Below are 13,324 nucleotides of genomic sequence, written 5' to 3'. Positions count from 1 at the left end.
ATGAATAGAAGAGAATCTTTAAAAGCATTAGGCTTTATTGCAGCTGGATCAGGTCTTTTAACTGCAGCTTGCAACTCAAAGGAGGCTAAAAATGCAACAGTAGACAATAGCAAAAAATTACCTGGAGTTCAGGATTTTGAATACGAACGCACAGAACAGCTATACGCCGAAAAGTTTTTTGATGAACACGAAATGGCGACAATCACTGTTTTGGCAGATATCATTATCCCGAAGGACAGCAAATCCGGAAGCGCGTCAGAAGCGGGGGTACCCGATTTTATCGAATTTATCGTAAAAGATTTGCCGGATAATAAAATTCCTATGCGGGGTGGCCTTCGCTGGCTGGACCTTCAAACCAAAAAACGTTATGGTACGGTATTTATAAAATGTAGTGAAAAGGATCAACTTGCATTAGTAGATGATATCGCTTACCCTGAACTGGCAAAACCAGAAATGAAACAGGGTGCAGCCTTCTTCTCGCTGATGCGCAACCTTACTTCCTCAGGATTTTATACGAGCGAAATAGGTGTAAAAGATATTGGCTATGCCGGAAATAAGCCTGGAGTCTGGACTGGTGTACCAGATGATGTATTGAAAGAGCACGGCTTTGACCCGACTAAATTCTTTGGATAATAAAAAAATCCTTTCCGTTTTCGGAAAGGATTTTTTTATTCTAAATTGAAATTTATTGTGCCGATGGGACCTCGGTAGTCTCCGGTGCTTTATCAATCAACTCCATAAATTGATCCAATTTAGGTGTAATGATAATCTGTGTCCTTCTATTACGTTGTTTACCCATGGCAGTCGTATTGTCTGCAATCGGGTTATACTCGCCCCTACCACCTGCAGTTAAGCGTTTAGGATCCACACCATATTTATTCTGTAAAGCCTGTACAACAGAAGAAGCTCTCAGGGTACTCAAATCCCAGTTGTTACGAATATTAGGTTTAGAAATCGGATCTGTATCTGTATTACCTTCAATCAACACTTCGTAATCCCTATAATCCTGGATAATTTTTGCGATCTTGCTTAATGTCTGATCTGCTCTATCATTAATTTCATAACTACCGGATTTGTAAAGCATATTATCCGCAAGCGAGATATAAACCACCCCTTTTAACACCTGTACATCAACTTCCTGCAACTCTTCACGGCTAAGCGATCTTGTCAAATTATTTGTCAACACCAGATTCAAGGAATCGGATTTATTTTTCGTTTCTACGAGATGCTTAATGTATTTATTTGAAGCGTTAATTTCATCAACCAACTTGGAGATATTAATATTTCCCTGTGAATTCTGGTTAATACTATTGTCTAATGTTTTCTGCAATGCAGCATACGCCGAGCGAAGGTCAGCATTATTCTGTCTCTCGGACGCTAACTGATCTTCCAAGCTCTTGATCCGTGTTCGTCCTTCAGCCAGCTGAAGCTGTCCGTCCTGGTACTGTTTCGTCAGTTGACTATGCTCTGTTTGCAATTTACTATAGTCTGACTGTAAACCAGCATATTGTTTTTTGCTAACGCCACATCCGATAACAAACAGACTGGCCGTTAATACAGTCATTGGAAAAACTAAATTCTTCATGATATACTCTTTTTGTAGATGTTGAATTAATTCATAAAGCAAGGTACGCAATATTCCAGCCAAAACAACGCAACGTGATCAAATTAACAACCTTTAACGTCTATTGAGCGAGTTCTTTCAACTCAGCCGCGGTAAATATCTGTCCTCCTTTAAGATAGGGATTCGCTCCTTTTAGGTAATTATAAATAATAGATTTGGCCTCCTCGTTGGGTAATTTATACAGGTTTTTAACAAGGAAATTTTTATCCTCAATGATATTATTGTTATATCCCAAAAAAGATGGCGCATGCACCTGTACACTCCAACGTATAAATCGGGCTTCAATATGATTGGGATTTTCCTTAATCAATTCTTCCAAATGCTTTTTGCCCTCTTTGAACTGCCCAACTTTCTTAAATGGATTGCCGATATGCTTCGCGAGAAGAATTTCATAGGCGGCCAGGTATACTTTCTCCGTTGTTGATTTGGCACTTTCATTCAGGCTCTCCAAATTATGTTCACACAGATCCTCATCTTTCACGGCGTCCGCATATTCTTTGCGAATTTTATCAATATTTACCTGTTGGGCCATTCCAACTTTTGCCAAGGTAAATAGAACGATTGTCAATACTATTCGTGTTATCATAATTATAAATCAGGCTATTTTCACATGCTCATTTTCCGACTTAAATTACTAAAAAAATCGAATCCAAATATTAATTTTCAATTATCATACCACAAAGCCACAAATTCATGTCAGCATATCGCCACAGCTAGCTTTAAAAAGAAGAAAAGTCTTCATTAAGGTATATTTTTAAAGCAATTTTGGAGCATGAAACTGATTTTAAAAGCAAGCCCCGTGTGGTTGAAGGTGATTTTGTCAATTCTATTTGGTGTTATATTGGGCTGTTTTTTGGGCGAAATAGTTTTTACGCTATTACAGCTTTAAGTTCTTCCTCATCGTCGACATTGCATCATTTCCCTAACGATAGCATACATTTATTCACTTGGATAATCGGTCTATCGCAGCTCGGTTTGGTAAGCCAACAAGTTTCATTATCCTTACCTAAAATCAAATTATTTTTGCTATATTGGTTATACCAATATAAATTTAAAGCGAGCTATGGAGACAAAAGCAGAGTATCAGATTTGGGACACTATCGTAAATAGTGCAAAAACTAAATTCGATTATAAGCATATTCGTGCTATGTTCAAAAAGGAGGATGACGAAATAACCGATAAGTTTCTATTCCATATCATTGCAGGATTCGCCTGTGGTGAAAACCATCAGACCATTTCAACCAATCTTTTCAATGAGTTACAGAGCATCCATTTTGAATGTAATGAAGAACAGATCGATAGGTTTATCGCTGATAAGCATGTAAAATTCAGCCCCGAAATCTACGCGACCTATCTCGCATTCTCTATGTTGGAAGATGGCGAAGATGTTGATAACATTACCGAAATCATTAATAATCTTTTGCAACTGGACAAATAATTTCCCCGAAATATCGTTTAATTTTGGCTAAAAACTTATATTCGTAAATTATTACACCTATAGTTATGCGCCAGTTTTTAACGCTATTTTTAATATTTTCTATTTACACAAATAGTATAGCTCAAACCTTTGACTTTGGTCAAGTTTCGATTTCAGATTTTTCGCGAACAGATTTGGATAGCAATGCCAATGCAATAGTGTTGAAGGAGTTTGGACGAAGTTCTGTTTTTGTAGATGATTACGACAATCGCATAAAGCTTCAACATGAGTACCATGTACTTATCCGGATCAATAATAAAGAAGGATTTAAAAAAGCCAATTTTGAAATACCATCGTATAAACGCGGAAGTTACATCCGTGACTATTTTGACGAACTAAAGGCGGTTACTTATAACTTAGAAAATGGCAGAATCGAGAGAACGGAACTTGAAAATAAGAAAGTTTTCAGAGAAAACTACTCCGCCTATTTAGACCTAAATAAATTTACACTTCCGAATATCAAAGAAGGATCTATTATTGAAGTATCCTATCGGACGCTGGAACAAGATTTATTCAATTTTAAAACATGGGAATTCCAAGACGATATTCCCAAAATACAAAGCCAATATATCGCCATCATACCTGCGTCTTTCACCTACAATGTAGTCTTACGCGGCCCCTATAAGCTTAGTGATCAAAAGGGCGAAGTATTGAAAGAATACATTTTTCTTGATGGATTAAGAATGGATTGTTCTAAATTGACCTATTCCATGAAGAATATTCCGGCATTTGTAGAAGAAGACTACATGACGTCTCCAACCAATTTCAAATCTGCTATCTATTATGAGCTTGAATCAATCTATTATCCAAGTACGGGTAGCAAGAAGACTTTTAGCAAAACCTGGAAAGACGTTGATACAGATCTGATGAATGAAAAGACGTTTGGTGGGCAATTAAAAAAAACTGACTTATTTAAAACCAGTTTGGCAACAATCTTATCGCCTACTGACACAAAATTAGAAAAGGCTAAAAAGATATATAACTATATCAATAAACAAATAAAATGGAATAACTATTTAGGAAAATACGCCGAAGCAGGCATTGAAAGAGCACTGGAAAAACGGACTGGTAATATCGGGGATATTAATTTAGCACTGGTAACGGCCTTACTGGCGGCAGATTTGGAGGCCTATCCAATCATTCTTTCAACACGACGAAAGGGTACTCCCAATGCCCTATTTCCAGTATTGTCTGACTTTGACTATGTCATCGCCTGCGTAGATATTGACGGGATAAAGTATAAACTTGATGCCTCCAATTCATACCTACCTTTCGGAGAACTACCCCTACAATGCTTAAATGAACGGGGAAGAATTATTTACTCTAAAAAGAGTTCCGATTGGTATCCGCTGACCGCCGATGAATCTTCTGATGTAAGCTATGTATTGGAGGGCACATTGAATGATCAATTTAAAATCAAGGGAAAACTCACCATCAGCAGTAGAGGAAACAAAGCACTATTAAAGCGTCAACATATCGCCAAATTCAATTCTTTGGAAGAATACTGGGAAAAACTAGACGAGGAAATGCCCAATATCACCCTAACAAAATCAAGTGTCCAAAATTTGGAGGATATTGATCAGATATTAATAGAAGAATTTGATGTCACAGTAGATGTATCCAAACAAATGGGTCAAGATGTACTGGTTTTGGCGCCCAATATTATTGACAGGATCTCCTACAATCCATTTAAAGCGCAGGAAAGAACTTACCCCGTCGATATGGGTTTTAAATCCAAAACCTTGTATTCGGTCAAATTGACAATTCCTGATCAATATGAAATTGTTGAAAAGCCTCAAAATGCTTCTTTAGCACTCCCTGAGTCAGCTGCAAAATATAGATACGTTACGCAAGTCAATGGCAATCAGATTGAAATCCTGCAGAGCCTGACGTTTAACAAACCCATATTTTCGGTCGATGAGTATTTTTCGCTCAAAGAGTTGTATTCACTTATCATTCAACAGCAAAAGCTAGACATAAAATTAACCGGTAAAAAATGAAAATCTTATTCGTCAACTTACTCCTACTTCCGATCCTCGCAATTGGGCAAGATAATTACGACGTCGCCAATATCCCGAGTGCATTAAAGAGCCGGGCAGTAGCAACTGTGCGCAATGATAAAACTGTGGTAGAAATGAAATCTCCTGAACAAGTGATCACAACCGTAACTTGTGCCGTTACTGTTTATAATAAAAATGGAGATCGCTATGCTTCCCTCCCTGTCTATTATAATAAATCCAGTGAAATCAAAAATCTAAAGGGAGCGATTTATAATGAGATGGGGATATTGCAAAAGAAAATTGCAACGAAAGATTTCAAAGATATAAGCGCTGTCGACAACAGTACGATGTTTGCCGATTCACGGGTAAAATTATATGTCCCCGACTACCACAGCTATCCTTATACGGTGGAATACCAGTACGAAGTGAAAAACAAACAAAATTTGATCATTCCATCCTGGACCCCTGAGGTATCGAACAATGTTTCTGTGGAAAAAAGTAGTTTTCAGTTTATTGCTCCAGTTGGCACTGAATGTCGAATTGAAACAAAGAATTATAAAGGTAGCGTCAAAGAAGAGAAAAATGAGAAAACCGAAAGCAAAACTTGGAATGTGGAACAGATTGCGGCAAGAAAGGATGAATCCTATAGCCCCAACCCAGTTCTAAAAAGAACAAACGTGCTCATCGTTCCCAAAAATTTTATTTACTATGGTAAGGAGGGGAATTTCTCTGATTGGAAAGAGTTTGGCAATTGGGTATCCAATAGCTTGTTGAATAAAAAAGAAGATCTGACAGAAGTTTCAAAACAGAAATTTATTGCTTTAACAAAAAATGCAAGCTCTGATAAAGATAAAGCGAAGATTCTATACGATTACTTACAAAAAAACACACGCTATATCAGTATCCAAATTGGGATTGGCGGCTTAGAACCGTTTCCTGCTTCAGAAGTGGACCGTCTGGGCTATGGCGACTGTAAAGCACTTGCAAACTACATGCGAAGTATGCTATCAGCGGTCAACATCCCTTCATATTATTGCATCGTCGAAGCCGGCAGGCGCAAAGAAAGTTTTCACAAAACATTTGCAAATGCCCAGGATGGAAATCACGTCATCTTATGTATTCCATTCAAAAATGATACAACCTGGCTGGAATGCACGAGCCAAAACCTTCCCTTTGGTTTTCTGAGCGATTTTACGGACGATAGAGATGTCGTTGCCTGTACCGAAAATGGCGGTGTGATCATGCATACACCAAAATACCTTAACTCCACCAATCTTCAGCTTCGCTATGCTGACCTAAAACTTTCGGAAGACGGAAGCATCCAAGGTACCTTAAACACCAAGTTCTACGGAACCCAATATGAGAATCATATGGACGTGCTTTTAGCCAGCAATAATGATAAGAATAAGCTTCTCACGGAATACTATAATATAGACAATATCAACTTCAATCAGGTAAACTATATTGAACATAAGGAGGAAAATCCATTTATTGAGGAGAACCTAAATATTTTTATTAAAAACTATGCTGTGAAAAATGGAAATAAACTTTTGATCCAACCTAATTTATTCAATACACATTCCAATATTGCAGAAAGTAGAAATAGAACCGAAGATATTTTCATTGAAAGAGGCTACGCCGATGTAGATAGCATTAGCATTACCCTTCCGGAAAATATACTCAAAAACATAACTCCTGAGAAGAAAATTATTGAGAAACCCTTTGGAAAGTATGAATTTAGGTCAGAAATAAAGGACAATAAACTATTCACCTACAGAAAATTGGAGCTTTTTGAAGGCAGCTATCCCGCTAATGATTATGAAGACTTTTTCCAATTTCATAATGACGTAAGTAATTGCGACAAAGGGCGCTTTAATCTCAGCTTTCTCTAACCGAAAGAAAAATATTTACCAGAATATGAATTTATAAAATCGATCAAATACGGCAATTATTGTATATTAGCTCAATGACAGAATACGCAGCGATTTTTGACATGGACGGTGTTATAAGCCACACCAACCCATTCCATGCCGAAGCTTTTAGAGCTTTTTTTAAAAACCACAATGTACAGCAGGCTACAGAAGAGGAATTTGAGCAGCATATGTATGGCAAGCATAATAGTTACATCATGCAACATTTCTTCAAGCGTCCAATATCTCCTGAGGAACTGCGAACGCTTGAATTTGAAAAAGAGCAGCTCTTTAGAGTGATTTACAAGGAGCACGTGGCACCTATTAAGGGATTAATCGAATTTTTGACTGAATTAAAAAATAAAGGTTTTAAGCTTGCTGTGGCGACATCTGCTCCCAGGGAAAACATGGATTTAATTCTCGATGAATTAAAAATACGCCATCTTTTTTCTTCCACATTAAGCAGTGAAGATGTAAAATTACATAAGCCACATCCTGAAGTTTACCTAAAATCAGCAGAAAACCTACAAATTCCGGTTGACCGCTGTATCGTTTTTGAAGATTCTTTTTCCGGCATTACTTCGGCAAAAAATGCCGAAATGAAAGTTGTCGCCGTACTTTCAACGCATAAAAAAGAAGAATTACCAGTAAGTAATGATTATATAAATAATTATACAGAAATATCAGTTGCGAATGTAGAAGCCATTCTAAAAACACAGTAGCTAAAAATTTACTGGAGATTTGCTGAGAAAACACATATAACATGAAGCAGCTTAATCGTATCATTTAAAAATTCCTTGAGCTGCTGTTAACATATAAAAAAAGAGATTCCTTTGGGAATCTCTTTTTTTACGCTCATATTGTCCGATTTGGACTAAATTTTCAATTGCTGCCGCTTGACTACAATTTTATTCAGTTATTAATCTCTTTTCAGACCAAACTTTTCTATTTTACTATAGAGGTGACTACGTTGAATATCAAGGTCATCGGCCGTTTTCGAGACGTTCCAGTTATTTTTTTCCAATTTATATTTAATAAACTCCTTTTCAGCATGATCTTTATAATCTTGAAACGAATCAAAGGAGTCCATATCTAAACCGTAATTTGTAGCAACTCTTTCATGTGCTATACCGTTTACCGGCTCACGCGAAGGATTAGCAAATGCCACCACATCTTTATCCGTAATAGATCTGTCGCTCAAAATAATTAAACGCTCAATCATATTGCGCAATTCACGAATGTTACCAGTCCAGGGAAGATGACTCAATTCTTTCATTGCCGCAGCAGTAATCTCTTTCACGGGTATCCCATATTCCATACAGATTTCTTCACAAAAATTTGTTGAAAGCAGAGGAATATCATCTACGCGATCTATTAAAGCTGGAACATGAATTAAGATCACCGACAAACGGTGATATAAGTCCATTCTAAAGTTACCCTCCTCAATTTCCTTCAATAGATCTTTATTGGTCGCAGCTACCACACGGACATTGACATCAATCTCTTTATCGCCACCCACTCTGGTGATTTTATGTTCCTGTAATGCCCTTAAAACTTTAGCTTGAGCGGATAGACTCATGTCTCCGATCTCATCCAAGAACAATGTTCCACCACTAGCTTGCTCAAATTTTCCTATACGCTGTTTAATCGCGGATGTAAAGGATCCTTTTTCATGCCCGAATAATTCAGATTCAATTAATTCGGAAGGTATAGCCGCACAGTTCACTTCAATTAGCGGTCCCTGTGCACGATTCGATTTCTCATGCAGCCAACGTGCCACAAGCTCCTTTCCCGAACCATTTGCTCCAGTAATCAAAACACGGGCTTCTGTCGGTGCTACACGATCAATTGTCTCTTTGATACGTTTGATAGCCCCAGATTCACCCAATATATCTTTTGTTTTTGAACTGCTAACTTTTCGTTTGAGCACTTTAGTTTCTGTGACAAGGGAACTTTTATCCAGTGCATTCCGAACTGTGATCAATAATCTGTTTAGATCTAGCGGTTTTTCTAAAAAGTCAAATGCTCCTTTTTTCGCTGCTTCAACAGCAGTTTCAATTGTACCATGTCCAGAGATCATAATAAAGGGGATGTCTGGGCTGCTTTGATGCGCTTCCGCCAAAACTTCCATCCCATCCATCGTATTCATCTTGATATCGCAGAGAACAAGATCTATTTTTTCCTTTTTTAAAATATCTAATCCATCCCGGCCATTGTCGACATCTAAAATCGTATAATCTTCATATTCCAAGATATCACGCAACGAACTTCTGATGGCGCGCTCATCATCAATGATTAAAATTGTACTCATAAATCGAGAGTTATGCTATTTTTTCAATTATGGGAATCAATATAAGGTTTTTTTGGCAATTAGCGAAAAAGAAGCAAACCTTGTAAGCCGGGTTCTGTAGACCACCGAAGTGGAATTTCTATCATTTATCTAGATTTGTCATCGCTGACAAACTCAATCAACCTACCCATTACGAATTCCAATAAATTGAAAGAAGACGAGCAGCCTTCGAATTTCGCAACCTATTTGGTCTTTCAACACACGAGGTTTACCGTAATATATGTCACCATACAAGACCGTAAGCTCTTACCTTACGTTTTCACCCTTACTCCGAAAAGCGGTATATTTTCTGTGGCACTTTCTGTCTACTATTTTCATAGCAGCCTTCCCGTTAGGAAGCGTGTTGCTCTATGTTGCCCGGACTTTCCTCTCCTCTCAAAAAGAGCAGCGATAGAACCAGTTTGCTTCTGCGCAAAAGTAGCTATTTTACCTGAAAAAACCCGAAATTCTTTTCAATTTCAGCCAAACGATGCAAAGACCTCAAAAATCTACGCAATTTGATTGCGTAGATCGGTTAAAGTTTTGTATTTTCAGCTTATCCAAAGAAATCAACACTATGGCTCTCAACAAACTGGCTCTTATACGGTACAAAACGATCGATCATTGCCTCCGTTTACGGCATCGCAAATGGACATTAGAAGACCTTATGGAAAAGGTTTCTGATGCACTCTACGAATTTGAAGGGATCAAAAACGGGATAAGTAAGCGAACAATACAAAGTGATCTACAGCTGATGCGTAGCAATAAGCTCGGCTACAATGCACCCATTGTTGTCCTGCATCGCAAATTCTACACTTATGAAGACCCCAGCTATAGCATCAGCAATTCACCAATTTCCATTGGAGATATGCAGAAAATGAAAGAAGCTGTTGAAGTGCTCAAGCATATAAACGGGTTCTCTAGTTTTGATGAAATGAGCGACATTGTCGCGCGTCTTGAAAATAGTATACACAGCAAAAAAGATAATTCGCCCTCCATCATCCAACTGGAAAATAATAAACTCCTGAAAGGCCTTTCTTTTATAAATCCCCTTCATCAGGCGATCCGCGAAAAAACACCGTTACTCATCAGTTACCAATCGTTCAAAGCGACACAGAAACAGGATCTTGTTTTCTCCCCCTACCTGCTAAAGGAGTATCGTAACAGATGGTTTCTCATCGGTCACCATAAAAAAAGCGAGGGATTGATGACACTCGCCCTTGACCGGATCGACGCTTTTGAAGAAATGGGCAAAAATTCATACAAGGAATATACGGGAATCGATTTTGAACGTTACTTTTCCGATACTATAGGTGTTACCAAAACACAAAAGGACCGCGGGCATCGGGTGATATTACAGATCAACGCTCGAAATGCACCTTATGTAGAAACTAAACCGCTGCACGCTTCTCAACAGATTTTAGATAAAAAAGAAGATGGTTCAATCTTAATTCGCATAGATGTCGTCCTTAATTTTGAACTAGAAAGAGAAATCTTAGGATTTGGTGAATCGATTAAAGTATTATCACCGAGAAATTTACAAACAAGAATAATACGACGTTTGGAAGCCGCCAAACAGCTGTATGCAGACAATTCTGAAAACAAAGGCACAAGCCCATCCTCGAGTTAATAAACCAACAATTGCCGTATAACGACAAATGACCACGTAATCAATGCGTATAAATTTAGACCAGTGGACTAGATATCTTGGGCGATGGCATAAGCACTTGCCCAAGCCCACTGGAAATTATAGCCGCCAAGCCATCCGGTAATATCAACAGCCTCCCCCCCAAAATAAAGCCCCTCGATTTTTTTAGACATTAGGGTCTTAGGATGAAGTTCCCTGGTTGACACTCCGCCACGCATAACCTCCGCTTTATCATAGCCCTTGTCCCCTGCAGGCTTTACTTTGAAACGGTGAATCGTATCGACAATCATCTTTGCGTCAGCCTTACTAAGTGAGGCGATTTTGGTATCTAGAACGAGGAATTTCCCGAGGGCATCAACCAGTTTTCGGCTGAAATAATCGTTTAGCAATTGTGAAACAAGTCTTTTTCCTCCGTATTGCCGCTCTTGTTTAATCAGATTGTCCAAATTAAAATTAGGCAACAGATCAATAGTAATCTCCAGCCCCGGTCGCCAATAACTTGATATCTGAAGTATTGCGGGGCCACTCAATCCCCAGTGTGTAAAGAGAATGTTCTCTTCAAATGACATTCCGGCAACAGATACCTTTGAGAATACCGAATTTCCAGCTAAGGAACTATACCAATCGGCATCTTTTCCTGTTATGGTCAGCGGCACTAATGCAGGAGCCGTGCCGACCACCTCCAAACCAAATTTTTTGGCTAGTCGTAGCCCAAAGTCAGATGCACCGAGCTTTTGAACCGGAAGCCCTCCAGAAGCAACAATAACTTTTGGGCTATGATATTGGGATTCACCTGCTCCATTTTCTACTGTTACCACAAAACCTTCGGCATTTTTCTCAACAGATTTCACCAAGGTATTTAAAGCAATATCCTGATCCGTTTCATATAAAATTTTGGAAAACACGGCAACGATATCTTTTGCTTTATTTGTTAGCGGAAACAACTGACCCAAGGTCTTCTCCTGCCCCACAATGCCATAGCTTTCAAAAAACACAATAGTATCCTCCACCGTCCATTGTCTGAATACGCTATGCAAAAAATCTGGATTTTCAGAAATGAAATTTGCTGGGCCAGTACCGGTATTGGTATAATTACATCGTCCTCCGCCGGAAATCAAGATCTTTGCACCGACTTTATCATTTCGTTCCAGTACTAAAGTCTTCTTTCCAAGCAGTCCTGCCTGTGCTGCACACATCAATCCACAGGCTCCACCTCCAATAATTATAGCATCATATATTCTACTCACAGCGGCGTTCTAATAAGCAATCAATGTATTTTCAACGGAAACAACTTTTCGTTCCAATTGACTCCGATATCCCAATTCAATGATCTTAATGACATCTCGAGCCTGTTCTGCCGATGCAATCAAATCAGCTTTTCCTAATATTGTATCCGCCACGTTCTGATAAAAATCGGGATAAGATCCTATTTCGGAAGGAATAACCTCTTCGATGTCTTTACCTTCTTCCACAATATTAAGCTTACCGTAGAGACTTGGATCCTCTTGACCCCAGTTTGGATCCTCATCCGGGAATTTACCATCCCGTAATAAGGCCTCCTGTGGATCAACACCATATTTCACAAAATTTCCATTCACCCCAAAGATACGATAACGTGGCGTAGGTTCTTTTGCAAGCATGGAGCCTTTCAGCGATACCCGCAAATTATCATAGTACAATAGGCAGTCGAAATTGTCGATCGTCTTGGCATGATCCCGTTGGATGGCCAAATCAGCAAAGACTGCATCTGGTTTTCCAAATAATTGCAGCGCCTGGTCGATAAGATGTGGTCCTAAATCATAAAATATACCAGAACCCGGCAAATTTTCCTCACGCCAGGCGTTAGGGCGCAGGTAATTGCGGAACCGGTCGAACCGGGATTCCAGATTCACAATTCGGCCCAATCTCCCGCTTTTGATCATTTTCTCCACAGTCCGATAATCCGAGTTGAACCTTAAATTATGATAGGGTGCCAAAATCAGATTTTTCTCCTTCGCCAAAGCAATAAGTTCATCTGCCTGTTCGACACTATTGGTAAATGGTTTTTCAACAACAACATGTTTTCCTGCTTCCAGTGCACGCTTTGCAAAAGGATAATGCATTTCATTGGACGTTGCAATCACGACCAGATCAATGGTTGTATCGTTAAAAATGTCATCAGCAGACAAAGCAATTTCAGCCTGTGGGTAGCGCTGCTTTAACAAAAGTTGCTGATCAGCTTTCCGGGCTGTCACTTTGACAAGATCCAATTCCGCAATCGAACGCATGACAGGAGCATGAAAAACCTGCCCTGAAATTCCAAAACCAATAAGCCCTACGCGAATTTTCTTCATAAC

The 13,324-nt window shown here is 38.8% G+C and carries 11 protein-coding genes and 1 other RNA gene; 6 read left to right on the top strand and 6 right to left on the bottom strand.

Features of this window, described 5'->3' with window-relative positions; genetic code table 11:
* Window positions 1-633: a gluconate 2-dehydrogenase subunit 3 family protein gene (locus AB1Z56_RS02005; protein ID WP_309362066.1), complete on the top strand. Its 633-nt coding sequence runs from the start codon at window positions 1-3 to the stop codon at window positions 631-633.
* Between the two features lie 52 nt (window positions 634-685).
* Here the strand turns inward: AB1Z56_RS02005 and AB1Z56_RS02000 are convergent, their stop codons facing one another.
* Together AB1Z56_RS02000 and AB1Z56_RS01995 are read right to left on the bottom strand one after the other, a co-directional pair.
* Entirely contained in the window at window positions 686-1,585 is a 900-nt protein-coding gene (locus tag AB1Z56_RS02000) for an OmpA family protein (protein WP_309362067.1), read from the bottom strand.
* Window positions 1,586-1,685: 100 nt separating this feature from the next.
* On the bottom strand, window positions 1,686-2,210 hold the full coding sequence (locus AB1Z56_RS01995) for a hypothetical protein (RefSeq protein ID WP_309362069.1): 525 nt from the start codon (window positions 2,208-2,210) through the stop codon (window positions 1,686-1,688).
* A 477-nt stretch (window positions 2,211-2,687) separates the two neighbouring features.
* On the opposite strand from AB1Z56_RS01995, the gene AB1Z56_RS01990 reads away from it, so the two are divergent.
* From AB1Z56_RS01990 to AB1Z56_RS01975, 4 genes are all read left to right on the top strand, one after another.
* A complete protein-coding gene (locus AB1Z56_RS01990) occupies window positions 2,688-3,062 on the top strand; it encodes a hypothetical protein (RefSeq protein ID WP_286884132.1) in 375 nt (124 codons plus the stop codon).
* Between the two features lie 65 nt (window positions 3,063-3,127).
* Window positions 3,128-5,101, top strand: a complete 1,974-nt coding sequence (locus tag AB1Z56_RS01985) for a transglutaminase domain-containing protein (RefSeq protein ID WP_309362072.1) — start codon at window positions 3,128-3,130, stop codon at window positions 5,099-5,101.
* The gene (locus AB1Z56_RS01980) at window positions 5,098-6,993 is read left to right on the top strand and encodes a DUF3857 domain-containing protein (RefSeq protein ID WP_426790922.1); all 1,896 of its coding nucleotides are present in this window, start codon (window positions 5,098-5,100) and stop codon (window positions 6,991-6,993) included. Before AB1Z56_RS01985 ends, AB1Z56_RS01980 begins: the two co-directional genes overlap by 4 nt.
* 74 nt (window positions 6,994-7,067) lie before the next feature.
* Entirely contained in the window at window positions 7,068-7,733 is a 666-nt protein-coding gene (locus tag AB1Z56_RS01975) for an HAD family hydrolase (RefSeq protein ID WP_426790921.1), read from the top strand.
* 197 nt (window positions 7,734-7,930) lie between these two features.
* Here AB1Z56_RS01975 and AB1Z56_RS01970 read toward each other — a convergent pair whose 3' ends face one another.
* Entirely contained in the window at window positions 7,931-9,322 is a 1,392-nt protein-coding gene (locus tag AB1Z56_RS01970; protein ID WP_309362078.1) for a sigma-54-dependent transcriptional regulator, read from the bottom strand.
* 67 nt (window positions 9,323-9,389) lie between these two features.
* Window positions 9,390-9,768: RNase P RNA component class A (gene rnpB / locus AB1Z56_RS01965), an RNA gene on the bottom strand.
* 149 nt (window positions 9,769-9,917) lie between these two features.
* Here rnpB and AB1Z56_RS01960 point away from each other — a divergent pair.
* On the top strand, window positions 9,918-10,970 hold the full coding sequence (locus AB1Z56_RS01960; protein WP_313267922.1) for a helix-turn-helix transcriptional regulator: 1,053 nt from the start codon (window positions 9,918-9,920) through the stop codon (window positions 10,968-10,970).
* 68 nt (window positions 10,971-11,038) lie between these two features.
* Here the strand turns inward: AB1Z56_RS01960 and AB1Z56_RS01955 are convergent, their stop codons facing one another.
* Window positions 11,039-12,184 (bottom strand): NAD(P)/FAD-dependent oxidoreductase, encoded by a 1,146-nt coding sequence (locus AB1Z56_RS01955; RefSeq protein ID WP_426792378.1) that lies wholly within the window; start codon window positions 12,182-12,184, stop codon window positions 11,039-11,041.
* A 60-nt stretch (window positions 12,185-12,244) separates the two neighbouring features.
* On the bottom strand, window positions 12,245-13,321 hold the full coding sequence (locus tag AB1Z56_RS01950) for an oxidoreductase (protein ID WP_309362084.1): 1,077 nt from the start codon (window positions 13,319-13,321) through the stop codon (window positions 12,245-12,247).
* Between the last annotated feature and the right edge of the window lie 3 nt (window positions 13,322-13,324).

It is taken from the genome of Sphingobacterium sp. WOUb80 (assembly GCF_050058145.1).
Classification (GTDB): domain Bacteria; phylum Bacteroidota; class Bacteroidia; order Sphingobacteriales; family Sphingobacteriaceae; genus Sphingobacterium.
This window is presented reverse-complemented; position numbering and strand designations above follow the sequence as displayed.

Bases quoted from the DNA above. Each gene is read 5' to 3' on its own strand.
- AB1Z56_RS01990 (WP_286884132.1), top strand. From the start codon at position 2,688: ATGGAGACAAAAGCAGAGTATCAGATTTGGGACACTATCGTAAATAGT.
- AB1Z56_RS01995 (WP_309362069.1), bottom strand. From the start codon at position 2,210: ATGATAACACGAATAGTATTGACAATCGTTCTATTTACCTTGGCAAAA.
- AB1Z56_RS01975 (WP_426790921.1), top strand. From the start codon at position 7,068: ATGACAGAATACGCAGCGATTTTTGACATGGACGGTGTTATAAGCCAC.
- AB1Z56_RS01955 (WP_426792378.1), bottom strand. From the start codon at position 12,184: ATGTGTGCAGCACAGGCAGGACTGCTTGGAAAGAAGACTTTAGTACTG.
- AB1Z56_RS01950 (WP_309362084.1), bottom strand. From the start codon at position 13,321: ATGAAGAAAATTCGCGTAGGGCTTATTGGTTTTGGAATTTCAGGGCAG.
- AB1Z56_RS01980 (WP_426790922.1), top strand. From the start codon at position 5,098: ATGAAAATCTTATTCGTCAACTTACTCCTACTTCCGATCCTCGCAATT.
- AB1Z56_RS01985 (WP_309362072.1), top strand. From the start codon at position 3,128: ATGCGCCAGTTTTTAACGCTATTTTTAATATTTTCTATTTACACAAAT.
- AB1Z56_RS01970 (WP_309362078.1), bottom strand. From the start codon at position 9,322: ATGAGTACAATTTTAATCATTGATGATGAGCGCGCCATCAGAAGTTCG.
- AB1Z56_RS02000 (WP_309362067.1), bottom strand. From the start codon at position 1,585: ATGAAGAATTTAGTTTTTCCAATGACTGTATTAACGGCCAGTCTGTTT.
- AB1Z56_RS02005 (WP_309362066.1), top strand. From the start codon at position 1: ATGAATAGAAGAGAATCTTTAAAAGCATTAGGCTTTATTGCAGCTGGA.
- AB1Z56_RS01960 (WP_313267922.1), top strand. From the start codon at position 9,918: ATGGCTCTCAACAAACTGGCTCTTATACGGTACAAAACGATCGATCAT.